This is a genomic window from Synechococcus sp. MIT S9451, assembly GCF_047304725.1.
Classification (GTDB): domain Bacteria; phylum Cyanobacteriota; class Cyanobacteriia; order PCC-6307; family Cyanobiaceae; genus Synechococcus_C.
In genome coordinates this window covers 613,345-637,039 of the sequence record NZ_CP138971.1, presented here as the reverse complement: position 1 = coordinate 637,039, position 23,695 = coordinate 613,345, and the positions used below count along the sequence as shown (strand labels likewise).

The following is a 23,695-nucleotide window of genomic DNA, read 5'->3' as shown; positions in this document are numbered from 1 at the left end:
GTCTGTTCGCCGCTGGTCTGCTGCAGGCCTTGTCATCAGGGCTGCGGTGTCATCGTCCTTTGCTGGATCAGCTCCAACTGCTTGGCGGCGCTGGCCAGGCTGCCGGAGCTTTCGCCCAGGATGCAGCAGCAGCGTTGCAGTTCGGCACTGTCGTTGGTGCTCAGGGCCTGAATGGCATCGAGTAGCAGGGCCTGGTTGTGGTTGGCCTGGCGACAGCGCGCCCCGCTGAGGGCCAGCATTTCCAGCACCAATTCCGTATCGAACAACAGAGCCTGGAGCAGGTCGTCACTGCGGGCTGCCAGCAGGCTGGCGGGACCCTCCTCAACCCGGACCTGAGCGCTGTAACGGTTGTCGCCGAATAATCCCATTTCTCCAAGGATGTCGCCCTCTCGAACCAGAGCGAGCACGCGCGCTGGCTTGCCTGCTTCGATGTGCTCCACCGCCAGCACGCCACTGCTCACAAGAAACACCCGTTCGGCGGGTGCTCCTTGTTTGATCACAATGTCGTCTGTTGCGTGGGTGTGAGTTTCCGGTTGCAGCTGGCTGTGGTGCGTGCTCAGCAGTTGCCTCAGCCGGGCGCGGATCTCTTCGAGTTGTGGCTCAATGCCCCCCATGGTTGGGTGTGCGGTCCCTTCCCATGCTGGGCGACATTGCTGATCCAGGCCGCAAGAACTGACCTAGCGTCATTGAAGTCGAGGTGTTGAGGCGAACGTCATCGCAGCACTCAACCTGCTGATCCTTCTGGGTATGGGCCACTTCGTCTGCGACTTTGTGCTGCAGACCGATCGCATGGCTCGCGAAAAGATTGCCGGTGGTGACGTCACCCTGAACTGGCGTTGGTGGCTCACTGCCCATGCCGCAACCCATGGGCTAGCGGTTGCACTACTCACAGGAGTTGCGGTTCTTGGGTTGGCGGAAATGGTTCTGCACGCGATCATCGATTGGTGCAAGGGGAGATTTCGTTTTTCCCTCGCTCTTGATCAGGGTCTTCACCTCGCCTGCAAGCTGCTCTGGGTGGTCCTGATGGTTTCGATCCAAACATGACGACCATGCTTAGCCGCGACGATCTGCAGGCCATCTCCCTGTTTGAAAGCTTGGAGCCTGATCAGCTTGACCAGATCCTTGATCGACACAGGGAATCCTCCCATCAGGCCGATCAGGTGATCGTGATGGAACAGGACTGGGGAGAGTCGCTGTTTCTGCTTTGTGATGGCTTGGCGAAAGTGCGCACCTACACCTCCGATGGTGATGAAGTGGTGATGTCGCTCCTGGGTGCCGGAGATGTGTTTGGCGAGATGGCAGCGCTCGATGGTGATGCCCGTTCGGCTGATGTGGTGGCGCTCACCCCGCTTCGTCTGGTGAAGTTGAGAGTTCCCCCTTTTGCAGCCTTGCTTGATAAGCAGGCTGGCTTTGCGCTGGCTCTCGCCAAGCTGGAAGCCTCCAGGCTGCGGGATCTCAACCGACGTTTTGCTCTCCAGACAGCCGATGCGACCACTCGGCTGCTCGATGCGCTGGCCTATCTGGCACGCAAGAGTTCTGCGGATAACGATCCTCAAGCGCCGATTCCTGCGCTGGCGCAGCTGGAAATTGCTCTGATTGCCGGCCTGGCTCGGGAAACCGCCTCTCGCACCCTGAGCAAGCTGCGCAGCCGCGGAACCGTGAGTGAGGAGTCCGGTCGCCTACGCCTGGCCGACCTTCAGCCCTTGGAGAAGCGCGGTTTGCTGCTTTGACTCAGGCTCAGAAGCGGTAGCGGACCTTGCCATAGGCGCCACTGCCAAGCAGCCAGTCGTTCCAGAAGCCTGCGTTGTTGTCGGCGTGGAACTGGTCGTTCCATCCAAGCTCCACAGACCAGTGCTGCCCATGCAGCCAACGCAGCAGGATGCCCCCTGTCCCGATTGTGTCGTGGATGCTCACCTTGGCCCGGGTGGTCTGGATCCCCCCCACACCGATGAATGGCACCAGCTGCAGGGCATTGTCGTTTTGCTGCCAGAAGGTCCAGTTCAGCTCGCCGGTGCTGAGCCAGCCATTGTCTCCGCTGATCAGTGTTCCGGGTAAGCCTTTCAGGCCCACATCACTGCCGAGGGCAAAACCCATGTCGCTGGTGAGTTCGTTGAAGGCCACCTGGCCAGCGGCGCGCACATTGAGCTGCAGCTTGGGATCAATCCGCCAGCCAGCGGAGACGATTCCTCCCAGTGCGCGTGATTCACCCGGGGCGACGCCATAAAAGGAGAGCTCATGCAGCTCTTCCGAACTGCTGAAGCCGGCGATGCCCTGTAGCCCATAGATCTGACCTGACCAACCGAGGTTGGCGTTGCTGCCCGCATGGCCGAGGCCGATGCGTAGATAGCCCGTGCTCAGGTCACCGTCCGGGCCGCCACCGATGATTAGGGGAAAGGACTGGCCATCGAGGTAGCTGTCGTTGCGGTTGGCACTGAGTCCGGCCAGGGCATACCAGGTTTGATTCCCGGAATCGGCGAAGGTCCATTGCAGTTGTGCCAGACCCTGGTATTGACGGAAGCTGAGCCCGTGGGCAGGTTGACGGGCCTCCACGAGATTGCGGCGACTGGCTCCGAAGGATCCGGTGAGACTGACGGACTCCCCCAAAGGGATGGTGTAGCTGAGGGAGCCGATGCTCGCCCCTAGTTCTGGATCACCATCTGCATTCAGTTCGCCGTAAATCTGCAGCAGGTCTCCTTCCCCGAGTAGTTCCGGCTTCTGGAGCACGGCCAGTGCTCGCCATTCACCGCTGCCGGCGTTGCCATCGTTGCGCAGGCTCAGATCGCCACGCCAGGGATGGCTGGCGGGGGTGACGGTGAGGGTGAGCACCGCCTGGGTGGGGTCGCTACCCAGTTTGCCGAGGCTGCCTGAGACACTGCTGACAACAGAGCGTTGCTTCAACTGACGCAGCTGGCGTTGAAGGCTGGGCAGGTGGAGGGTTTGGCCTAACAAGTTGCTGAGACGCCGACGCACTCTCTGCTCGAGGCGTTGGTCGTCGCTGTTGATCTGCAATTCGACCAGGCGGCCCATCACCACCGTCAGTTGTCCGGGGGCAGGTTCGCGCTCGATGTACACCCGCGAATTCACATAGCCGTCTTGTTGCAGCCGTCCAGTCAGGCTTTCTGCGCAGCGTTTGAGCTGGTCGTTGACACTGGCCGATTGACTGCACTCCCGCAGCAGTTGATTTAGTTCAGTGGAGCTGTAGGGAGTCTCGCCATTGATCAGAGGTAAGGGAGAGTTCAGTGCACCCGAGCTTGCTTCTGGCGGAACCACCTCCTCTTGGCCCTGCGGCATCGCATCTGGGCTGATGCTGATCCCTTCGTCATCAGTGCTGCTGTCTGTTGTGCTCTCGCGTGGTCGTTCGTTGGGGGCCGGATCGGGCACTCTGGCGGGACCTGGTTGCAGTGGAGGGGCCACCAGTTGCGCCAGCAGAAGCAGCATTGATTCGGCGCTTGTTACTCGCGCAAACTTTAAAGTTGTCTGAGAAAAATTCATCTAGCGTTCTCACGCAGCAACACAAGCGCTGCCTGTAGGTGCTGAGGGCGAATCAAATGAGACGACTGGCGCTGTTGCCGCTGTTGATCGCTTTAGGTGGCTTTGTACCGGCTGATGCTGATGTGGCGTCGTCGCGATCAGGGGGGCTAGGCACCCGCGTCAATGGAGCGCTGGGTGGTCGATGTAGCAGTGGTGTCTGCCGGATTGATGGGGGCACTGCTGGCGGCAGCAACCGCTTTCATCGGCTCAGTGAGTTCGATACCCGCGGAGCGATTCAAGGAGTCTCGATCGATAGCGATGGCGTGCGCAATCTGGTGCTGGGGGTGACGGCAGCGGATGGGAGTTTCATCGACAAGAGCGTGTCGCTGACATCCCCGGCCCATTTGTTTGTGCTCTCTCCCGGAGGCATTCAATTGATGCCAGGGGCTTCGTTTCAGCAGATTCCCCAGCTGACATTGAGCACTGCCTCGCAATTGCGTTTCAGCGGAGGGGTGTTCGACGTGTTCAGTACGCCGGCAACCGGCGTGGCTGGGTTGGCTGGTGATCCCTTGCCTGGTGCGTTGGGCTTGCTTCCTGGGGCCTTGGGCGAGAAACGTCCCTGGATCCGCATGGATGGGATCTCGATTGATGTGGATGAAGCCTTGTTGGTGGATGCGCCCGGGGGCCGTATCGATGTGGAGGGAAGCCGGCTGTCGGTGAGCAATGCCGCTGGTGATGGCGGCACGCTGACGCTCACGGGTGAGCTGATCCGCGTTGGCGAGGGAACTGAGCTTTTGGCCACCGGTTCTGGCAAGGGCGGTTTGGTGCAGGTGGGCGGTAGTTGGCAGAACAGTGACGCCTCGGTGCGCCAGGCCAGTCAGACCTGGATGCAGCCGGGTTCGCTGGTGGATGCCTCCTCAACAGGACACGGAGCCGGCGGCACCGTGGTGATCTGGAGTGATCTCAACAACCTCGATGGCGGCACGGTGGTGGAAGGATCGCTGTTGGCGAGAGGAGGCCCCTTGGGCGGGGATGGTGGACGGATTGAAACGTCTGGCCCTTTCTTGTTGGCGAATCCCGAGAAGATTGATGTGTCGTCGATCGATGGTCTAGGCGGGGAATGGTTACTTGACCCTTACAACATCACGATTGGTGGGTCTGGTTCAATCACTGATACCACTGACCCGAATGGTAATGGTCGGTTATTCGAATCTTCCCAAAGTGCGTCAACTGTAGATGTTGATGATATTGCCAAAAATTTGAGAAGTGGCGATGTTCGCATCTTGACGGGCTCTGGAAATGCAAGCGAGGGCGGAAATATTGTTTGGCAGTCTGGTTATGATCTTGATTACTCGTCCTCCGCCTATAAGTTGACTTTGGATGCAGTTGGGTATATTCAGCTGAATTCCAGCATCACGACTGGTAGCGGTGGACTTTCTCTGAAAGCAGGCTCCGGTTATGTGCAGGGTGCGGAAGCAATCACTCTCAGTCTCTCGGGACCGCTCGACATTGCGACGGGTGACAACACAATTGGAACGGCTGGATTTACATCACCAGCTCTCGCCTCCACGTTGAAAGGTACTGGTGGGCTGACCAAAAGTGGCTCTGGTCGTCTCATTCTCTCTGGTAATAACGTCGATTGGACGGGCACCACTATTGTCCAGACTGGTTCGTTGCGTGCTGTCGGTGCCAATGCGCTTGGTGGCGCGAGTGCAGGCACAGAGGTGCAATCCGGTGGCACTCTCGAGATCAGTGGCGGTCTGACGATCCCTGAGCCAATCACTTTGGCTGGCGGTAAGTTAATGAATCTTTCGGGTCAGAATATTCTCACGAATAAAATTCTTCTGAATGGTAGTTCGACTATCGATCTGCTTCAGGGGAGCACTCTTGAGCTCAAGCCATCAAGTGGTCATGCTTTGGCTGTTGATTCGTCTAGCACGGCATTCAATTCGAATCTGACGGTCTCCGGTGACGGTGATCTTGTCGTACACGCTCCAATCACCCTGAAGGATGGACAGACTGCTGCTACATATGGTGATTTTGTTCAGACTGGGGAAGGAATTCTTCGTTTCCTCGATGCCATCTATGTGGAAGAAGTGGCGTCCACTGGTGGAGGAACGCTTTGGATGGATCAGGCTGCTGGAGCCGATACAATTGAGGGCCCCGATAAATCATCAATTTTTCTTGATAATGGCGCTCTGTTGCGTCGAGATGCCAACGAAACTGTGAAATCTGCCACTCTCAAGCTTGGCTCCGGTGGTGGTGGAATCAGCGTTGGTGATGGCTTTACTTTGATTTGGGATGCGGAGATTAAAGGAAGCGGAAACTTCAGTAAAGAGGGTGCTGGAACGCTTCGCTTTCCTGTCACATCAGAGATCTCGTATACCGGAGAGACGCTGGTGAAAGCTGGCACTTTGGATGTGTTGTCCAACTCGCCTGCGACGGCCACATGTAGTGGCACAGGTACATCGAACCGTTGTAAGACGACCGACACCGACACCGACGGAGTTGTTCAGTCGACCAAAAAGAAGTCCACGCTCAAGGCGGTGTTGACCGAAGCCGTTGCAGAGGTGCCGATCTTGCCTCCTTCTCAGCAGAACGCGAATCCGTCAGCAGATCTGAATTCCGCCGAGACAGACTTGGGTGGTTCGCCTAGTGCCCAGCCCCAGAGCAGCGATCCCACCCTGGTCGTTGAGCTCGATAGCAGTCGTGACAGTGGCGATACCAGCGTTGCAACGAGCCCGACGACATCGACCTCAGCAAGCGTTCAAACCGTGACGCCTGACCAGGCGGCTGATCAGCTTCGCAGTTCCGATCAAGTCGCCACTCTGCGAACGGCATCAGCACTTGGCCTTGACCAGGCCGAACAGGCCCTGATTCCCCCCACGCCAACGGTTGAAGAACTGCAGACGGTGTTGGAGCAGGTGGAAAGCCAGCGCTTGGCCGAGAGGCCTGCCGTGTTGCAGGTGCGATTCACCAAGGCGACGGATGACCAGGAGGGGCAAAAGGATGGCTTCCTTGATCTCACCCTCATCAGTGCCAAGGCACCTGTTGAAGCACGACGGGTGGAGGTGGATCGCAAACGCTTCGCCGGCTTACTCAAGGCTCTCTATCGCCAATTGTCACGGCAGGAGCCGATGGCGGTGGATAATCCCTCATCCCCTACCCGCCAGCTGCATTCTCTGTTGGTGGCCCCTCTGACTGAGGCCCTACAAGCCCAGGGAATTCAGACCCTTTTGATCGCTGCTGACCAAGGTCTGCAGGCGGTCCCCTTTGCTGCCCTCAACGATGGCTCAGGTTATTTCGGTGATCGCTATGCCTTTGCTCTGACGCCGTCACTGGCACTGACGCCCTTGTCTCCCTCAGTGGATGCTCCTCAGGGTCAGCTCGCTCTCGGTGCTTCACAGTTCGAAGGTTTGGCGCCGTTGCCGCTGGTGCCCCAGGAGTTGGAACGCATTGATGCCTCAACCGGCGCCGATCGCTATCTCAACAGCGACTTCTCTCCCCAGGCGCTGCTTGATCGTGCCGCCGATCAGCGCTATTCCCGCGTGCATGTGGCCACCCATGCCGATTTCCGCCCCGGTGGTCCAGATCGGTCGGTGTTGCACACCGGTACGGGGCCGATGTCGATGGCCCAGTTCGCTCGCTTGCGCAAAGACCGCAGCGATCAGCCTCTTGATCTCGTGGTGCTCAGCGCTTGCCGCACGCTGCTTGGTGACAAGGACAGTGAGCTTGGCTTCGCAGGGCTGGCCCTGCAGGCTGGTGCACGCAGTGCCATCGGCACTCTTTGGTATGTCGATGACGTGGTGACTTCGGCGTTCTTTGTGCAGTTTTATCGGTTACTCGATCAGGGAGTGCCCAAGGCCCAAGCGCTTCAGCGCACCCGTCAATTGTTCTCGTCGGGTCTGGTTCGACTTTCAGGTGATGAAGTGATCGGTGGGGGCGGAACCCCTTTGCTGAATGAGCTCAGTGCTTCTCAGCGCCGCCGCATTGTCTCAGGTGTGAGCAATCCCTTCTTTTGGGCAGGGATTGAGCTGATTGGTTCACCTTGGTGAATTGGGCTGACGGCCTGATTGCTGTGATCGAGATCACAGCAATCAGTGACCTACCTCAAGCGTTTTGTTGATTGAGGGCGTCAAGCTGGAGCCATTCAACCCCCCCGTGCAGGAGCACAGTCTTCGATGGCACGCTTTGTTTCCTCCTCTCTGCTGGCCACATCGCTGCTGAGCCTTGTGATGGTTGCCGCTGCGATGCCGGCGCTGCAAGCTGCGTCCCGTAACTCCTTTCCGGGGCGGCGCATCGGCGGAGGTACCCGTGGTGAGTGTGCAGCTCGGCCGCTTGTGCATGTGGTGCCTGCTTCCAGCGTGTTTGCTCCTGGCGATCCGTCTCTGATCGCTTTGCTGGAGGGTCCGTCGCCCGATCCCCAGCCCCTGGAGGTGACCCTGCGTACCGCTCTTGCAGACGGCAGCGTCGATGCCGCTGCGCCTCCGGTGCTTGAACGGGAACTGCCTGCTGCTGTCAACCGCTTAGTTCTGATCAGTGTCCCGGCTTCCTCGAGGCCATTGCTGTGGGAGTCGTCCTATCGCTGCGGTGCCGATAGTGGTGATGATGAATTCGGTTTTATCACTGCATCTGCCCCACCGGCCTTGAGTTTGCTGGTGCAGGAGGGGGAACCGCAGGATCAGAGCATTCGCCGATATCTAACCGCTCTCCAATCCGCTTGTGGAGGTTCCACAACGTTGTCTCGCTTGCAGGCAGCTCTCAATCTTGGCGCTGAGGTGATTGATGCCTCCTGGCCCCAAACCGTTACGGTGCAGTGCTTTTGAGTTCAACCACTTCGAGTGCTTCTTGCCGGCCCTTGACGCTGATGGCTCCCCAGGGCTCAGCTTTGGTCTGATCTGGCAGACCATGCAGAAGCGAGTGTGTTTCGGCCGAGAGCAACACCCGCACAACGCCGTCTTGCCGCTCTTTTTGAAGGCTTTCCAGGCGCGAAGCGCAGTTCACCGTGTCGCCGATCACGGCATATTCCAGCCGCTCACTGCTGCCGAGCGAGCCTGTCAGCACTGGGCCTGAATGGATGCCGATCCGCATCCGCAGGCATGGGCAACCTTCCTTTTTCAGCGCTGTGTTGAGGGCGGTGATCCGCTGCTGGATGTCGATGGCTGCGGCAACGGCGTGGTCAGCATCGATCGCCATGCCGTTTGAAACGGGTGCGCCGAACACTGCAAGCATGCCGTCACCGGTGAATTTATTCACCATGCCGCTGCGACTGGTGACCGCATTCACGCTGATGCCGATGCCTCGGTTGAGCCATTGCATCAGCGCTGATGGACTGAGCTGTTCGCTCACACCGGTGAAGTTGCAGGTATCGGTGAAGAGAACCGTGACGTATTGCTCACGTCCTTCAAAGCGTCCGTCTTTGATCAGATCTTCACGGTGATCCCACAGTTGTTCTGCCACTGCAGGTGAACTGGTCTGGCCGAGTAAGCGTCGCATTTCCTGTTGATGGCGTTGACTCTGTACACCGCGTCCAAGGATGCCGCTGCCGCCGATCAGGACCAGGCCAGAGAGGGGCATGGTCAGTCCGATCCAGATGCCCTCAAGTGTCAAGACAAACACGCCTGCGCTGAGCAGGGCTGCTGTCGCTGACAGCAGCAAGACGCTGCGGCGGATCCGTGTCGGTCGTTCGGCGATCAGAATTCCCACAACCCCCATCGCCAGCATCAGCATCAGCCTTTGCCAGCTTGTGGCGGCAGTGATCTGTGGGGCTTGGTTCTGCAGTAGACGCTGCAGCGCCTCTAAGCGTTGGCCATGGAGCTCAACGCCAGGCACCTCAAAGAACTGCGAGCTGTGGTCGAAGCGGCTGTGGGGGATTCCGAACAGATCGCGCAGCGAACGAGCCACGTGGCCGATCAGCACGACTCTGCCGCGGATCATGTCTTCTTCAACGGTGTTCTCCATTACGTCCCGCAGCGCCAGGCTGGGATACCGGCCGGGGGGATAGACCGGAAGCATGGTCTGGTAGCCGTCTGTGTCGGTGTTCTGATAGCCGCCTGACTGCTCAGTCAGCCAGTGGTGGTCAGCCATTTGCTCGAGTCGTTGATCCAGACCGGGCATCTGCTGCGCCGTTTCCAGGAGGCGGAGGGGAAGAGAGCGGATCGCCTCCTCTTGCTCGCCGACATGCATCAGATCGCGGCGGACCACCCGACCCGAATCCATGATGAGATCGTTGAAGGCTTGTTGCTGCGCAGGGGCTCCCGGGATTGCGGCGATGTTGGCGGCCTCATTGCGAATCGAGATCAGACGGGGATTGCGTTTGATCTCCTCCTGGAGGCAAGGTTTGGCCTGATCCCGATAGAGATCCAGGCCGATGGCCGCCGCCCCAAGACCATCAAGGCGTTGCAACGCGGTGCAGAGGAGGTTGTCATCGAGGGGCCAGCCGTAGTGCTTGAGGTCGTCTTCGTTGATCCCAACGACGGTGATTGGCCATGGCAGGTCTTCGGCTGCTTGTTCGTTGTTTTGATGCCGCCAGCTGATGGCCAGGTCATAGATCAGCAGGTTGGCCGTTTCCACCACCGGTGACTGTTGCAGTGCCATCAGGAGAGCTGAGGCCAACAAGTAGGGAAATCCACGGCGCAATGATCGCTGCCAGTTCATTTCGGCCACAGATCCTGTCCGGAGAGCCTGAAGAGGCGTTGCATGCGGGAGATCAGAGCCAGACGCCTGCTCTCGGCACGGTTTTCTTTGATGGCTTTGAGTTGCTCACGGCGGCCAGCGATGATCGTGCCCATCCTTTCGAGAATTTCTGGATGTTCCTCCAGCAGCGGCAGGAGGTGTTTGCGTTCGATTTCGAGCAGCACACATTCGTCTTTGCAGATCACGCTCGCGGATCGGGCTTCACCCGTGCACAGCGCCATCTCGCCGAAGATATCTGCCGCTTCCAGGCTGGCGACGCGTTGTCCAGGTAAACCACTTGAGGGGTTGGTTCCCGTGGCCTGGAACACCTCCAGCATTCCACTGACGACGATGTACAGGGTGTCGCCGCGTTCTTTCTGGCGCACGACCGTTTCCCCCGGCGCGAAGCTTTGGCAAGTGGCGCTCTGGGCAAGCGTGATGAGTTGATTCTCATTCAAATGGCCGAAGATTTCCGTGGAGGCGAGCAGTCGCTGTTTTTGTTTGAGATTGACATCGCGTGAAGGTAGTCGTGCTGGGCTGGGTTGGGTGCGGATGTCGCGAATTGGGTAGGGGATCGACTGATCGATGCGGTGGAGGGCATACCAGATCTGCTCAAGTAGATCGCTTTTGAGGGGTTGCAGCTCAAGGGCAGAGCGTTGCCAGGTGAGCAACCTGTAGGTGATTGAGCTATCCGCGAAGGCTGACACCCATACTTTTGGAGTCGGATGCCGCAGCACCTTCCGGTTGTGTTGCAGCGTGCGCTGCAGGAGTTGGATGGCTTGACGCGGTGGCAGGCCGTAGTCGAGTCCCAGATCGATCATCTGCCCCACTGGCTCATCCGGTTTGAAGCGGCGTAGTCCTTCCATCGTGATTCGGCTATTGGGCACCACCGTGATGGAGCCGTCGAGCACTCGAATTCGCGTGGTCATCAACCGCAGGGAGGTGACGACCCCTCGGGTGAAGCCCAGATCGATCCAGTCGCCTTCCTCAAATGGCGAGTCGACTTGAAGGGAGATGCCTGCGAACAGATTCTTGAGGGTCTCCTGGGCTGCAAGACCGAGCACAGCGGTGACGACTGCGGATGTGGCTGCAAGACCTACAAGATTGACCTGAAAATCGCGGTGAATCACCACCAGGGTGACGGTGGTGATGATTGCCAGGGTGATCAGATCGCGCAGGATCTTCGCCGTTGGCTTCCACCAGCCCAGCTCTGCAGGCAGTTGCAAGATCGCCCAGCTCAGGAGGCGAATGATGCTGAAAGCCCACAGCAGCGTGATGGCGGTGGTCAGTGATCCCACCAAGACTGGTAAGCCGCCGTAGCTCACGATCTTTCCTAAGAGCGTCAGCAACGGGATGGTGACGGCCGCAATGAACGGCATTCGCAATGGCGGAGGCGAGAGCTGTTGGAGCTTGCAGATTCGATGCAGCCCGAGCAGCGCCAGGATTGCCAGAAGACTGAGAACCAGGGTCATCGTGGATCAGCTCTGCAGGTAGGTGCTCTGGCGGAGGCTGCTTTCAAGGTGATCCATCAGTCGTCGTGCCTCGGAGATCTTGAGCTGATTGGCGCGGATCGATTGCTCACTGGCGACTCTCAGGCGCTCTAGTAACGACTCCGGGTTGTGTTCCATGGCAGTCAGCACCTCAGCATTCGTGTCGCCGCGCACGACGTGGTCAACCTGGTAGTTCCCGCCGGGTGCCAGGCGGATGTGCACGGCATCGGTGGTGCCAAACAGGTTGTGAAGGTTGCCCATCACCTCTTGATAGGCACCGCCTAAGAACATGCCGATGAGATAGGGCTCATCGGGTTGCAGGGGATGGAGCTCCAGCAGGGGTTTGCTGGTGCCATCGGCGATGAAGCGGTTAAGACGTCCGTCGGAATCGCATGTGAGGTCGGCGAAGTGTCCGAGCTCTGTGGGCTTCTCTCCCAGACGATGCAGCGGCATTAGCGGGAAGAGCTGCTGGATGGCCCAGGTGTCTGGAGCAGAGCGGAAGATCGAGAGGTTGGCGTAATAGGTGCGGGCCAGCACCGCCGCCAATGCCTGCAGTTCTTCCGGCAGGTTCGAGTGCTCTGGAAGGCGCTCCAGCAGAGCCTTGGCACAGGCCCAGGTGAGTTGTTCCGACAGGCTGCGATCGGTGAGGCTGAGGTAGCCGAGCCGGAAGGCGGCAAGGGCATCGTCCTTAAACTTGCGCGCGTCATTCCAGGCTTCCTGCAGGCGCGAGACATCAGCGTTGCCGTCGTCGGCGAGGCCGTTGATGCCATCGAGTGTGTCGCGCAGATTGCGCACGATGAGTGGTTCCTCCTCCCTCTCAGCAGGGGTCTCCTGAGGCAGGCCACCGGTGCCGAGCACGTTGAACACCAGCACTGAAAAATGACTAGCGATTGCTCGGCCGCTTTCGCTTACCAGGGTCGGTACGGCCACTCCATGGGGCTCGCAACCCTCTTGCACCGTGGCCACGACATCGTTGGCGTAGTTCTGTAGTGAGTAATTGGTTGAGGCCGCAGTGGCTGTGCGGCTGCCGTCGTAGTCAATCCCTAGGCCGCCTCCCACATCGAGATAGCCCATCGGTGCCCCGAGCTTGTGCAGCTCCACATAGATACGAGAGGCTTCTTGCAGAGCGTCTTTGACGACGGCAATGTCGTTGATCTGACTGCCAACGTGGAAGTGCAGCAGACGCAGTTCGTTCAGCAGCCCTGCGTCCCGTAGTGCTTCCACGGTGGAAAGGATCTCTGGCACGGGTAGCCCGAACTTCGCCTTTTCGCCCACGGAGTTCCCCCAGCGACCCGTGCTGCGGCTGGAGAGCCGGGCGCGGATGCCGATCAGGGGTGCGGCTCCGAGCTCTTGGCTGGCATCGATGATCCGCTGCACTTCATCAGCTTGTTCGATCACCACCACTGGTCGTCTGCCTAGCCGCCTGGCCAGAATTGCCGTTTCGATATATCGCTGATCCTTGTAGCCGTTGCAAATCAGCAGGGCTTCTGGGTCGTCGATCAGGGAGAGCGCGATGAGCAGCTCTGCCTTGCTGCCGGCCTCAAGGCCGAAGTGCCAGCGTTTGCCGCAGCTCACCAGCTCCTCCACCACGTGGCGTTGCTGGTTGCATTTCACTGGGAATACACCCTGATAACGGCCGCTGTAGCCGTAGCGAGTGATCGCCCGTTCGAAAGCGGCATGAAGGCTTTCAATCCGGTCTTCAAGGATGTCGTCGAAACGAATCAGCAACGGCAGGTTCAGGTTGCGTCCCTGCAGACCCTGAACCAACTCCATTAAGTCGAGGCTGCCGCCCCGTTCGCCTCGAGGCTGCACACTCACATGGCCGCGCAGATTGATCGAAAAGTAGGGATCTCCCCAGCGCTCTAGGCCATAGAGCTCGGCACTGTCCTGCACGGTCCAGGCTGTGCTCATTGGCCCGTCGCTGGAGCTCGACTCACTGCCCGGTGGGTTGGGGTCGGCGAGCACCATGCGATTCGAGAGCACTGGGGATGTTGAGGCAAATCTAAGGAGGGTGATTCCGTCAGGCAGAAATGCGCCGGTGCAGCAGTTGCTTGCCAAGGGGCAGCTTCAGAACGGAACATGGGCGGTTCTGTCTGACTGGTTTCTTCATGGCCACCGAACGCACGTTCATCGCCATCAAGCCCGATGGTGTCCAGCGCGGGCTGGTGGGCGAGATCCTCGGCCGCTTTGAGCGCAAGGGTTTCAAGCTGGTGGGCTTGAAGCAGATCACCCCCAGCCGGGCATTGGCTGAGCAGCATTACGGCGTGCATAAGGAGCGTCCTTTCTTCGCTGGTTTGGTCGACTTCATCACTTCGGGCCCTGTGGTGGCCATGGTGTGGGAAGGCGACGGAGTGATCGCCAGCGCCCGCAAGCTGATCGGTGCCACCAAGCCCCTGGAAGCTGAACCCGGCACCATTCGCGGTGACCTGGCAGTCAATATCGGACGCAACGTCATTCACGGGTCTGATGCTGCCGAAACCGCCCAGTTTGAAATCGGCCTCTGGTTTCAAGCTTCCGAGCTGAACGACTGGACCCCTTCCGACCAGGGCTGGCGCGTCGAAGGCTGATCGCCTGACGGTTCGTTCTGCTCTGCATACCCTCGGGACGAAGTCCCGGGGGTTTTTGTTTTGAATGCTGAATCGCTGCTGTTGTTGCAGGCCCTAGAGGGGGCGGTGGATCAGGCATTCGCGGATGTTCAGCCCTGTACCTTTGCTCCCGGAGAATGCCTGGTGCAGGAAGGCGAGGCAGTCGATGGCTTGCTCCTGATTTCGTCGGGTGTGGTGCAGGCCCAATGGGCCGATTTGGTTGATGCTCAGGGGCCGCTGTTGGGTCCAGGCAGCGTGCTCGGTGACATCTCTTATCTGCTCGGCGGTGTGGCGAGGGCCAGTGTGATTGCCCTGGAGTCTGTCGATGCTCTGCGGTTGTCTCGCCAGGGTCTTGATACCTTGATGGACGGTGATCCTGCCCAGGGGCAGAGGCTGTTTCGAGCTCTGGCAGCCATCAATGCCCAGCGCTTGTTGCTCCAGACCCATGCTCAAATGGGCGACGGCGTGGCCGGGCACGGGGCTGCTTCATTGATGCCCGAACCTTTGGCTGCGGCCGTGCAGCGCTTTAAGCAATGTGCGGCTGCGGTGGAGGTGGATCTACGCCGCAGTAGCCCCGATCCAGTGCTGAGAAGCAATTTGATGACTGCCTTCGACACCTTGGTGCGTCTGACAGGCAGCCTGTTTCCGCCACTATCGGGCGAGACTCCGGCGCCTGACACTGCTGCCCTCCAGGCGTTGCGCCTTGAACTGCTGCCCTATTTGCTGCTGACCCGCTCCGCAGAACGGATGTACCGCAAGCCGAGGGGCTATGCGGGGGATTTCCTCACGATTGCCTGGATGTATGCCGATCAGCCTGGTGGAGCAGGGGAACTGGGCATCCTGCTGGACCGATGCTTTCTGAATCAGCCGGCAGCGCGGGCTGTGCGCAACCGGCGAGGGCTGTTGCGTGAGGAGTTGCAGCGGGCTCTCATCCTCACGGATCAGAGGCCCTTACGGGTGACAAGCTTGGCTTGCGGCCCGGCTGCGGAGGTGTTCGACATCCTTTTGCAGGACCTTGATTTGGCTGCTCAGGTGCGCTTCACCCTGGTGGATGTGGATCAGCAGGCCCTTGAGTTCGTCCGTGAGCGGTTGATTCGCGAGGGGCTGGAGTCGGTGGTGCGCTTGGAACGCCGCAACCTGCTGCATCTCAGTATCGGCCGTCAGCAGCTGGAGCTGGAACCCCAGCACCTGATCTATTCCATCGGCTTGATTGATTACTTCGATGATCGAATTGTCACGCGTTTGCAGACCTGGATGCGTGGCTGCCTCACCCCAGGAGGGCGCTCCATCCTGGGCAATTTTCACATCAGCAACCCCACGCGCGGATTGATGGATCATCTGCTCGATTGGCGACTCATCCATCGGGATGAAGGCGACATGGTGAGGCTGGCGGAGGCTGCGGGCTTCGCTCCTGGCACAACGCAGTGCCGTTTGGAGGAGGCCGGCGTCAACCTATTTGCGGTGTCAACGCGTTGAGCAGCTTGGCATTGGCCCCATCCATGGTTTGCGGGCTGAGAAGCGCGACCGGCTCTGAAGGTTCAGCTCACCTCGCTGAGGAGCAGGGCATAGGCCCCATCGGCCTCTTGCAGGAGTTGCTCGTGTTTCCCCTGCTGAATCACTTGGCCTTTCTCCATGACTAGGATCAGATCGGCATCGCGAATTGTGCTCAGCCGGTGAGCCACAATCACTTGTGTACATCCACGGCGGGCGAGGTTTGCAATCACCTTTTGCTCAGTATCGGCGTCTAGAGCGGACGTTGCTTCATCCATGATCAGGATGCTGGGGTTGGTGACTAAGGCTCGGGCCAGTTCAAGTCGTTGACGTTGCCCTCCTGAGAGGTTGCGGCCGCCTTCGCTGAGCACAGTGTCGAGTCCATTGGGCAGGCCGCGAACTACGTCGAGAATCTCCGCATCCCCGCATGCCGTCAGCAGTTCGCGCTCATTGATCTCTGGATTCCAGAGCCTGAGGTTGTCGCGCACGCTGCATCCGAAGAGCTGGATGTCCTGTTGCACCATTGCCAGTGAGCTGACGGCCACCGCACGCGGGATGGAGAGCAACGTATGGCCGTCGAAGAGCAGCTCTCCTGTACTGGGCTGATGCAGGCCTCCCAGTATTTTGGCCAGCGTACTTTTACCGCTGCCGCTACTGCCGACAAGGGCAACCCTCATCCCTGCCTCAATCGTGAGAGAAAGGTTGTTGATCAGCGGGGCTTGGATTGTGGTGAAGGCGAAGCTCAGTTGCTGGAGCTCGATGCGTCCACTTAAGCGAGTTGGTGCGTTTGCTTGATCCTGGCCTGAAGCATTCGTAATTAACGGATCACGTGGTTGTTCGAGAACATCCTCGAGTCGGAGAACACCTGCTTCAAATTCAGGTAGATCCTGCACGAACCCGATCAAACTCTCGATTTGCCCTTTCAGGCTGAAGGCAATGGTTTGGGCGGCCAGAAGCATGCCCAAAGTCAGGTCTCCCCGGATGACGAGAAGAAAGCCCAGCAGGAGAACGGCAACCTCATTGAATGTGGTTAGACCGTTGGGAACCAGTCGCAATTTTGCATTGCGAAGTTGGATGGCCTGAAGGGTGTTGAGCAGTCGACTCTGGTATCCCGCAAAGCGGCGGAATACATCGTGTTCGATTGCAGCAGCCTTGATCGTTTCGATGTCGCGCATGGCACTCACCACCACGGCACCGCTTTTGGCTGCATCTTTCTCCAGCGTGAGGCTGGCATCCTTTTGGGTGCGAAGGTTGAGTTGCACCACGAGCGCGTTGATGGAGGTTGTGCTGATGATCAGCACACCTAGCCATGGGCTGTAGAGAAAGGTGAGGATGAGATAGAACACCAGCAGCAACAAGCCAGTGACCATCGGGATGAGACGTCCTCCGATGAACTCGGCGATGCTGGCGTTGATCTCCATCCGACCAGCGATATCCGATGCATGGCGCTGGCTGTAGAAGCGTTCAGGTAGGGCGAGGATTTGATGCTCGAAGCCAATGGCGAAACGCCGGGTCAGGCGCTTTTCCAGCCGGCGGGTCCCCACCAGTTGCAAGTGCTGGAGCACGACTTGCACCCCAATGCTCAGGGCCATCGCCCACAGCATTGGTTTGAGCCATTGGTTCATGTTGTTGCCGATCACCTCGTCCAGATAGATCTGTGCGAAGACCGGCATCACCAGCTGCGGCAGAATCAGCAGAAGCCCGGCGATCAGGATGAACAGAGCCGCGCTCGGTTCGCTACCGAGGCGCCGCAGCACGATCGGCCAGACCGACGGAGCCTTTCCGCCGCGTTTGAAATCGGGCCCAGGTTCCATCGTCAGGACGATGCCCGTATAGCTGCGGTCGAAGTCCTCTCGACTAACGCTGCGGCGGCCAAGGGCGGGGTCGTTGAGGGCGACGCGATCGCCACGAAATCCCTCGAACACCAGAAAATGATTGAACTCCCAGAAGAGGATCGCCGGCGGCTTCAACTCTTCCAGAGCCGTTAGTCCTTTTTTGAATCCCTTGGCCTCCATCCCAAGGCGGCGGGCCGCACGGATGAGATTGGCGGCATCGCTTCCGTCTCGCGAGACGCCACACATCTCGCGCAGTTGGGTAAGGGGAACGTAGCGCCCGTGGTGCTGCAACATGATGCTCAGGGAGGCAGCACCGCACTCGGTGTTCTCCATTTGCAGAACCGTGGGCGTTCGCACCATCAGTAGATCCCCGTGAGATCCCGCAGGATCGGGATCACGTAGCTGATCGGGCGCCGTTCTTCCACGAGAACCCGAACCTCTGTCGGTGTTCCTGTGGTGAGTTGCATGGCTGGTCCTGGGCCACCACCCCAGTCGTAGCCGCTGATGGTGGCTGGATCTCTCTGTAGAGAGGTTTGGACTTCAATCAGCGGTCCCTTTGGATCGATCCTTATCGCGTCGAGCAGGGACTCGAGCCCTAGACGTTTGGTCAGGGCATTGTCACTCACTGGTAGTCGTCGGATGCTGAGGACCTTGCCTTCGATTCCACCGTGGCGTTGTTGTTTGGTGCTGGTCGGGCTGATGCGTACCCTTTGGCCCACGCTCAGGCGTTTGCCATCTCCGGCAGGGAAGAAAGCCAGACTCTCCAGCGGGGCTTGCCCTGGATTGGCCTCGATGGTGAACAGAGTGGTGCCCGGTTGCAGCACCTCGCCTCTGTGAACGTTGCGATCAATCACACAGCCGTCGATTGGAGCGCGGATCTGGGCGATTCGTGCGATTTCCTCATTGCGCGCTTCGATCTTGGCTCGTTGTTGCAGGATCTGTTGCTCCCGCTGACCATTGCGGGCTTCGAGGGAATCCACCAGGCTGCTGAGTTCCTTTTGGCGTTCGCTGAGTTTATCGATTGACATCGCTCCTAATTCGGCCAGGTGTTTGATGCGCGCGATATCTGACTCTTGTTGTCGGATTCGGATCGCTCCCAATTGGTCTTCGTGTTGGTCTTGATTGATGAGTTGTTCCAGTTGCCGTTCGGCTTCCTGTTTGGTGACCTCCTGGTTGACGGGGTCAACCCTTGCCATCAATTGGCCGCGCTGCACACAATCTCCGATCGCCTGATTCAGTTCAAGAATTCGGCCAGCTAATTCGCTCTGAACCACCGTGAGACTGTTGGTGCGGATCAGCACTCCCTTGCCGCTGATCCGCACGGGCAGTCGGCCGAAAATGGACCAGATTGCGATCGCGAGACAGAATCCACCCAGGGAAAGGAGAAGCAACCACTGACCTGGACGAAGCAGTCGCAGCGGTTGATCGAGTTGTTCAGGACTGGACAGTGCATCCAGTGCTTTTTTGCGGAAGAGGCTCATGTGATCTGACGTTCCATCATCCGGGAAAACAGCCCCTTGGCTTGCATCAGGGTGTCGCAGCTGCCCTGCTCCTGCACCTGGCCCTGCGCGAGGACAACGATCTGATCAGCCTGTCGGATCGTGCTAAGGCGATGGGCGATCACAATCCGGGAGATTGAGAGTGATGCAAGGCTGCGCGTGACGATCGCCTGAGTGCGGTTGTCGAGGGCGCTGGTGGCTTCATCAAAAATCAGGATTCTGGGCTGACGTACGAGGGCCCGCGCGATTGCGACCCGTTGTCGCTGGCCGCCCGAAAGAGTGCCGCCTCCTTCCGGAACCATGGTTTGCATGCCCATTGGCATGGCCCTGATTTCATCGGCCAGGCCTGCTAGCTCGGCCGCGTGCCATGCCTCCTTTTCATCGATCACGCTGCCGCCTGCGATCGCTTCCATCAGGGTGCCGTTGAACAGGGTGTTCGTTTGGAGCACCGTTCCGATCTGTCGCCGCACGCTGTCGATCCTTAGACCGTTGAGCGGTTGGCCATCGAAACGGATTTCACCGTCTTCCGGGGCTGCGAAGCCCAGTAGCAGACGAACCAAAGTGGATTTACCTGACCCCGAGGGGCCAACAATGGCGAGTTGCTCCCCCGCTTTGACCTCGAGACTCACGCCATCCAGCACGAGCGGTAGCTCTGGTGCATAGCGATAGCTCACGCGATCAAGCTGTACGTGGCCTTGCAGAACACCTGCTTCCTCAAGCAATTCGGCAGTTTCTGGTTCGGTTTGGAGGATCGGTCGGGCCCGTTCGTAGATCACAGGCATGTCGAAGGCGCCAATCAACAGTCCGGCGAAGCCGGCGGCCGCACCGATGAAGGTGCCAAATGCCGAGAAGAAGCCGAGGAGTTGTCCCACGTTCGGCGCATTCAGGGTCGGAGCATTGGCTGCCTCAGCGATTAATCGCGTGACAACGATGTATACGAGCAAGGTGCCGAGGTTGGGCATGACCGCCTTCAGCAGGGAGGCACTGGCTTCCTTGGCATCAAGTGCATTTTCAAGATTGACGATCTTCTGGAATTCCTGACCCCACCATCGGGCCGCAGCCTGTTCAGCGCCGGCCAGGCGCAGCTTGGCTACAGCACCGAGCAGTTCCAGATTTCGGCTTTGTGCCTGACCTTCCGCTTCTTCCTGTTGTCGTTGCAAAGGCCTCGACTGCAGACCAATCAGCGCAGTGGGAAGGAGGATCAACGCGGCTACCACCAGCGCTAAGGCTGTCAGCTTCACGCTGATGCGCAGCATGAACAGGATGTAGATGCTGGTGAGCACCAGCCGCAGTAGCCCTCCCTCCAGAAGTTGTTGGATCTCAGCGCGTAGTTCGTCGAGAGCACCAAAGCGCAGCTGTAAGTCACCAACATTTCGCGTTCGGAAAAAGTCGGTTGGCAGGCGCAGCAGGCGGTGCATGCCGGCCAGTTGCGAGCGGGCGGCACCCCTTTGCTGGCTGAGTTGAACGGCCCTGGTTTGCACCCATTCGAAGCAGACGCGGGCAATGCCTGCTGCCACCAGGATCAGGCTGATCTGGAGCAGCAGGCCCAGGTCTCGATCGGGAAGAGCCTGGTTGGTGATCACCGTGTTGAACGTTGGGGTGAGAAGGGAAAGCAGGGTGGAGAGCAGCATCACGCCAACTCCCAAGCGGAACCCCCCACTGAGGAATCCCAGAGTGGTGCCGGTGAGCAGTCCGGCAATCCCCATGCCGAAAATCCAACGGGCGGCTCCAACGTCTCTGCCGATTGCCAGAAGGAAGCCGATGATCACTCCAAGCAGGAGTCCGCCGATCACGAACGCTGTGGTGTGGCGTGGCTTGCCATAGGCAAACCGCAGCAATCCAAGAGTGCTCAGATCATTTGAGCCGAAGGCTGGGCTGACCGACAGCATGCGGGGAGAAAGATTCTCGAGCCATGGGCTGCACTGATGTAGCGGTAATGGCCTGGACATCTGTCCAGGCAGCCAGGCGCGATACCCCTTGGCAGTGGATTTGAGCACCACGATGCTGCCGGGTGTTTCGGATTGGTCGTCTTGTTCGTCGACAAAACCGATCAGGTCTCCACAGTCGTGATTCAGATCGCTCGCATTGATCACCACCTCCCGAGCGAACAGATCTGTGCGATTGAGCAGTTGTTGCAGCCGACGTCTCAGGTTCGGATCGGCCAGGTGAGAGGGAAGCGGTAGCAGCGTGCCTTGATCCCTGCAGACCAGGGAGAGTGCACTGAAGACCGGATCGCTCAGGTGCTTCCCCTGTTGCATTGCAGCGTCGGGGGATTCAAGATTGTCTGCGCCGCTGATCTCCATTTCCACGAACAGCTCCTGTTCGCTTCCATGGCTCAGAGGTTGATAGCTCTGCAGCAAGGTCTGATGACGCTGGTCAGAGACGCCATGCCGCGCGATCAGTTTCTCGATTAACTCCTGCTTGCTTGGGGGGAGCGAGACGTCCTCACCTTGTTCTTCACCAAGCTCTTCGCTCAGGCGTTGTCCTAACCACTGACGACCCTCTGTGTCGTCGCCATCGGCCAGCAACTCCACCCGGCTTGTTTGGATGGCCTGTAGTTTCAGTTTGATTTCGCTTGATATCGGCTCTGGCAGGCCTGGATAGATGCGTTCAGCTTCCAGACGCAGCAGTGCGAAGTCGCGCTCGCCAGAGGAGACGAGCAGCATCTCCCCTTCCATGATCCGAAAGGGCAAGGCAGGCCATGGCTCCTGTCTGCCTGCATTCCAGTTCATGGCTCTGTGGCCTCCTTGGTCTGAAAGTGATTGCAGAGCCAGTCGACGTGGCGAGCGGCTCGACTGATGCCTGTGAGCTGAGCGAGATCGAGACGATCGATCTCGCTCAGCTCAGCTTGTTGGCTGTGGGTTACGCCTCGATAGCGTTGGAGTTGATCCCGACTGTGTTGGGAGAGCAGGCAGGCCAAGCCTCGATCAAAACGGCAGGCGAGGGAGAGGTCGCTCTCCAGTTCGGCCAAAAGGAGTGTGCCATTGATCGTCAACAGAGCCATGCCATCGGGGCAATGCACGCCTGCTGAGGCCCCATGTTGCTCCTCCAGTAACAAACTCATTCCCCCCTCAACAACTCTCCACGGCGGGTGCTCCCGACGACTTGGGTGACCTCAGAGAGGGTGACCAGGATGTCCGCGCTTCCGCTCAGGATGGGATAGAGAGCTGGTACGGGCTCTCTATCCAGGAGCATCAAGAGCCTTAGCTGCTGCTCTCTTTCCTGAATCAGTCGCGTGGAGCCTTGGATCGTCCCAGTCACTCCTGTGGACTTCAGCCAGTTCAGAAGTTTCGGACTGCTGCGCTCGAAGACGCTGAAGGGCGGCATGGCTTGGAGTGATGGCTGCCTTGGGCGGTTCAGTGCCAGGTTCTTTTCAGGATGGCTGTGGGATGGCATTCATGCAGCCCTTGCGGCGGAAAGAAAAACTCAATCAATGCTTCTTAGGGTTCAGAGCGCCAGCGATCCCAGCGGAAACTGGGCAACAGAGCCGCGAGATCCTTGCGGGGTGCACTACCACTGGCCAGATCGGCGATCAACTCCGCGGTTGCTCCTGCCATCAGCACACCATTGCGGTGGTGGCCGCAGGCCAGCCACAGTCCAGCGATCGGACTCTCACCCAGTAAGGGGCCTTCGTCGGGTGTGCAGGGACGAAAGCCCCACCAGCGTTCCATCGGCGGCCAGTTGATGGCTTCTGGCAGCAACGCGGCAATGCCCTGTTGGAGGGTGGTTTGCCCCTGGGGTGTGAGTCCTTCGTTGAAGCCTGCGTTCCGTTCCGATGTGGCTCCCACCACCACCAGGCCATCTTCTCGCGGCACGAAATAAGTCCCCGGACCGAAGATCACCCGCCGCAGAGCACCGCGAGGAGTCTGCAATGACAACATCTGCCCCTTCACCGGAAACACCTGAAGCTCCGGTAGCAGTTGGGCACTCCAGGCGCCGCTACAAAGCATGGCTTGGCTGCAAGAGAGGGTGGACAAGGTTCCTTCCAAGTCCCTCGTCCGGACACCTTTCAGTTGGCCGTGGTTTTGCAGTAGCTCCTGCACCTCCACTCCTTCTTGGAACTGCACACCTCGGTCGACACAGGCGCTCTCCAGCGCTCGCATGAGCTGGCGTCGGTTGTCGATTTGTCCGTCTTGGGAGAAGAGAAGCCCAGCGGACCACTCAGGGGCCAGCCCAGGGAGTTCCTGTTCCAGCTGCTCGCGATCCAGTGGTTCGCCAAAAGCGGCTGTGGGGTAAAGGTCTCGCTCTTTGTCACTGCGGAACGGCACGACGATGCCCGTCGAGCGCAGACCGCAAGGCAGGCCACTGTCAGCCTCGATCTGGGCCACCCAGCTCGGCACTCGTCCGAGGCTGAGTTGCCCCAGTTGCAGTAGAGGGCCGCTGAGACCTTCGGCATGGGGGGCGAGCATGCCTGCAGCGACAAACCCCGCGGCTTCACTGCGTCGGCGGCTGAGCACGGTGACTGCAATCCCTTTGCGCGCTAGTTGATGGGCGATCGCCAGGCCCATGAGGCCACCGCCGAGCACTAGCACCGGTTCAGAAGAAGAGCTGCAAGCGGCGGTCATGGCGGGATCGAGGCCGGTGGATGCGTCTTGGCAGCCTCTCAGCTTGCCGTTTAGTCCTCTTCCATAGGATTGCGGTGCTCTGAC

General features: G+C 59.2%; 17 protein-coding genes. 6 read left to right on the top strand and 11 right to left on the bottom strand.

What is annotated here, in order from left to right; all coding sequences use genetic code 11:
* Window positions 1–35: 35 nt before the first annotated feature.
* Window positions 36–614 carry a cyclic nucleotide-binding domain-containing protein gene (locus SIB72_RS03430; RefSeq protein WP_115120146.1) on the bottom strand — a complete coding sequence of 193 codons (579 nt, stop codon included), beginning with the start codon at window positions 612–614 and terminating at the stop codon, window positions 36–38.
* A 100-nt stretch (window positions 615–714) separates the two neighbouring features.
* Between SIB72_RS03430 and SIB72_RS03425 the strand changes: the two genes are divergently transcribed.
* Both SIB72_RS03425 and SIB72_RS03420 read left to right on the top strand, forming a co-directional pair.
* On the top strand, window positions 715–1,044 hold the full coding sequence (locus SIB72_RS03425; protein ID WP_115120144.1) for a DUF3307 domain-containing protein: 330 nt from the start codon (window positions 715–717) through the stop codon (window positions 1,042–1,044).
* Between the two features lie 5 nt (window positions 1,045–1,049).
* Window positions 1,050–1,730 (top strand): Crp/Fnr family transcriptional regulator, encoded by a 681-nt coding sequence (locus SIB72_RS03420; protein ID WP_413745030.1) that lies wholly within the window; start codon window positions 1,050–1,052, stop codon window positions 1,728–1,730.
* Between the two features lie 7 nt (window positions 1,731–1,737).
* Here the strand turns inward: SIB72_RS03420 and SIB72_RS03415 are convergent, their stop codons facing one another.
* Window positions 1,738–3,438: a ShlB/FhaC/HecB family hemolysin secretion/activation protein gene (locus tag SIB72_RS03415; RefSeq protein WP_413744605.1), complete on the bottom strand. Its 1,701-nt coding sequence runs from the start codon at window positions 3,436–3,438 to the stop codon at window positions 1,738–1,740.
* Window positions 3,439–3,548: 110 nt separating this feature from the next.
* Between SIB72_RS03415 and SIB72_RS03410 the strand changes: the two genes are divergently transcribed.
* Together SIB72_RS03410 and SIB72_RS03405 are read left to right on the top strand one after the other, a co-directional pair.
* Window positions 3,549–7,526, top strand: coding sequence for a CHAT domain-containing protein (locus tag SIB72_RS03410; RefSeq protein ID WP_413744604.1), 3,978 nt, complete (start codon window positions 3,549–3,551; stop codon window positions 7,524–7,526).
* A gap of 126 nt (window positions 7,527–7,652) precedes the next feature.
* Window positions 7,653–8,297 carry a hypothetical protein gene (locus SIB72_RS03405; protein ID WP_413744603.1) on the top strand — a complete coding sequence of 215 codons (645 nt, stop codon included), beginning with the start codon at window positions 7,653–7,655 and terminating at the stop codon, window positions 8,295–8,297.
* Here SIB72_RS03405 and SIB72_RS03400 read toward each other — a convergent pair.
* From SIB72_RS03400 to speA, 3 genes are read right to left on the bottom strand one after another with little or no spacing between them, the layout of a single operon-like run.
* Window positions 8,278–10,068 (bottom strand): CHASE2 domain-containing protein, encoded by a 1,791-nt coding sequence (locus SIB72_RS03400; protein ID WP_413744602.1) that lies wholly within the window; start codon window positions 10,066–10,068, stop codon window positions 8,278–8,280. The genes SIB72_RS03405 and SIB72_RS03400 overlap by 20 nt on opposite strands.
* Before the next feature lie 56 nt (window positions 10,069–10,124).
* On the bottom strand, window positions 10,125–11,618 hold the full coding sequence (locus SIB72_RS03395) for a cyclic nucleotide-binding domain-containing protein (protein ID WP_413744601.1): 1,494 nt from the start codon (window positions 11,616–11,618) through the stop codon (window positions 10,125–10,127).
* A gap of 6 nt (window positions 11,619–11,624) precedes the next feature.
* On the bottom strand, window positions 11,625–13,547 hold the full coding sequence (speA, locus tag SIB72_RS03390; protein WP_413745029.1) for a biosynthetic arginine decarboxylase: 1,923 nt from the start codon (window positions 13,545–13,547) through the stop codon (window positions 11,625–11,627).
* A gap of 197 nt (window positions 13,548–13,744) precedes the next feature.
* On the opposite strand from speA, the gene ndk reads away from it, so the two are divergent.
* A complete protein-coding gene (gene ndk, locus SIB72_RS03385; RefSeq protein ID WP_413744600.1) occupies window positions 13,745–14,203 on the top strand; it encodes a nucleoside-diphosphate kinase in 459 nt (152 codons plus the stop codon).
* Between the two features lie 60 nt (window positions 14,204–14,263).
* Window positions 14,264–15,697 (top strand): cyclic nucleotide-binding domain-containing protein, encoded by a 1,434-nt coding sequence (locus SIB72_RS03380; RefSeq protein WP_413744599.1) that lies wholly within the window; start codon window positions 14,264–14,266, stop codon window positions 15,695–15,697.
* Window positions 15,698–15,759: 62 nt separating this feature from the next.
* On the opposite strand, the gene SIB72_RS03375 is transcribed toward SIB72_RS03380, so the two are convergent.
* From SIB72_RS03375 to thiO, 6 genes are read right to left on the bottom strand one after another with little or no spacing between them, the layout of a single operon-like run.
* A complete protein-coding gene (locus SIB72_RS03375) occupies window positions 15,760–17,907 on the bottom strand; it encodes an NHLP family bacteriocin export ABC transporter peptidase/permease/ATPase subunit (protein WP_413744598.1) in 2,148 nt (715 codons plus the stop codon).
* A complete protein-coding gene (locus SIB72_RS03370; protein ID WP_413744597.1) occupies window positions 17,907–19,028 on the bottom strand; it encodes an HlyD family efflux transporter periplasmic adaptor subunit in 1,122 nt (373 codons plus the stop codon). Before SIB72_RS03370 ends, SIB72_RS03375 begins: the two co-directional genes overlap by 1 nt.
* Window positions 19,025–21,778 carry an ATP-binding cassette domain-containing protein gene (locus tag SIB72_RS03365; protein ID WP_413744596.1) on the bottom strand — a complete coding sequence of 918 codons (2,754 nt, stop codon included), beginning with the start codon at window positions 21,776–21,778 and terminating at the stop codon, window positions 19,025–19,027. The genes SIB72_RS03370 and SIB72_RS03365 overlap by 4 nt, the downstream gene beginning before the upstream one ends.
* On the bottom strand, window positions 21,775–22,110 hold the full coding sequence (locus SIB72_RS03360; protein ID WP_413744595.1) for a hypothetical protein: 336 nt from the start codon (window positions 22,108–22,110) through the stop codon (window positions 21,775–21,777). The genes SIB72_RS03365 and SIB72_RS03360 overlap by 4 nt, the downstream gene beginning before the upstream one ends.
* Window positions 22,107–22,442, bottom strand: a complete 336-nt coding sequence (locus tag SIB72_RS03355; protein ID WP_413744594.1) for a hypothetical protein — start codon at window positions 22,440–22,442, stop codon at window positions 22,107–22,109. Before SIB72_RS03355 ends, SIB72_RS03360 begins: the two co-directional genes overlap by 4 nt.
* Window positions 22,443–22,486: 44 nt before the next feature.
* Window positions 22,487–23,611, bottom strand: coding sequence for a glycine oxidase ThiO (thiO, locus tag SIB72_RS03350; RefSeq protein WP_413744593.1), 1,125 nt, complete (start codon window positions 23,609–23,611; stop codon window positions 22,487–22,489).
* Between the last annotated feature and the right edge of the window lie 84 nt (window positions 23,612–23,695).

Bases quoted from the DNA above. Each gene is read 5' to 3' on its own strand.
- SIB72_RS03370 (WP_413744597.1), bottom strand. From the start codon at position 19,028: ATGAGCCTCTTCCGCAAAAAAGCACTGGATGCACTGTCCAGTCCTGAA.
- SIB72_RS03355 (WP_413744594.1), bottom strand. From the start codon at position 22,442: ATGCCATCCCACAGCCATCCTGAAAAGAACCTGGCACTGAACCGCCCA.
- SIB72_RS03375 (WP_413744598.1), bottom strand. From the start codon at position 17,907: ATGGTGCGAACGCCCACGGTTCTGCAAATGGAGAACACCGAGTGCGGT.
- SIB72_RS03415 (WP_413744605.1), bottom strand. From the start codon at position 3,438: ATGCTGCTTCTGCTGGCGCAACTGGTGGCCCCTCCACTGCAACCAGGT.
- SIB72_RS03405 (WP_413744603.1), top strand. From the start codon at position 7,653: ATGGCACGCTTTGTTTCCTCCTCTCTGCTGGCCACATCGCTGCTGAGC.
- SIB72_RS03430 (WP_115120146.1), bottom strand. From the start codon at position 614: ATGGGGGGCATTGAGCCACAACTCGAAGAGATCCGCGCCCGGCTGAGG.
- speA (WP_413745029.1), bottom strand. From the start codon at position 13,547: ATGAGCACAGCCTGGACCGTGCAGGACAGTGCCGAGCTCTATGGCCTA.
- SIB72_RS03395 (WP_413744601.1), bottom strand. From the start codon at position 11,618: ATGACCCTGGTTCTCAGTCTTCTGGCAATCCTGGCGCTGCTCGGGCTG.
- ndk (WP_413744600.1), top strand. From the start codon at position 13,745: ATGGCCACCGAACGCACGTTCATCGCCATCAAGCCCGATGGTGTCCAG.
- SIB72_RS03410 (WP_413744604.1), top strand. From the start codon at position 3,549: ATGAGACGACTGGCGCTGTTGCCGCTGTTGATCGCTTTAGGTGGCTTT.
- SIB72_RS03420 (WP_413745030.1), top strand. From the start codon at position 1,050: ATGCTTAGCCGCGACGATCTGCAGGCCATCTCCCTGTTTGAAAGCTTG.
- SIB72_RS03365 (WP_413744596.1), bottom strand. From the start codon at position 21,778: ATGAACTGGAATGCAGGCAGACAGGAGCCATGGCCTGCCTTGCCCTTT.
- SIB72_RS03400 (WP_413744602.1), bottom strand. From the start codon at position 10,068: ATGGCACTGCAACAGTCACCGGTGGTGGAAACGGCCAACCTGCTGATC.
- thiO (WP_413744593.1), bottom strand. From the start codon at position 23,611: ATGACCGCCGCTTGCAGCTCTTCTTCTGAACCGGTGCTAGTGCTCGGC.
- SIB72_RS03360 (WP_413744595.1), bottom strand. From the start codon at position 22,110: ATGAGTTTGTTACTGGAGGAGCAACATGGGGCCTCAGCAGGCGTGCAT.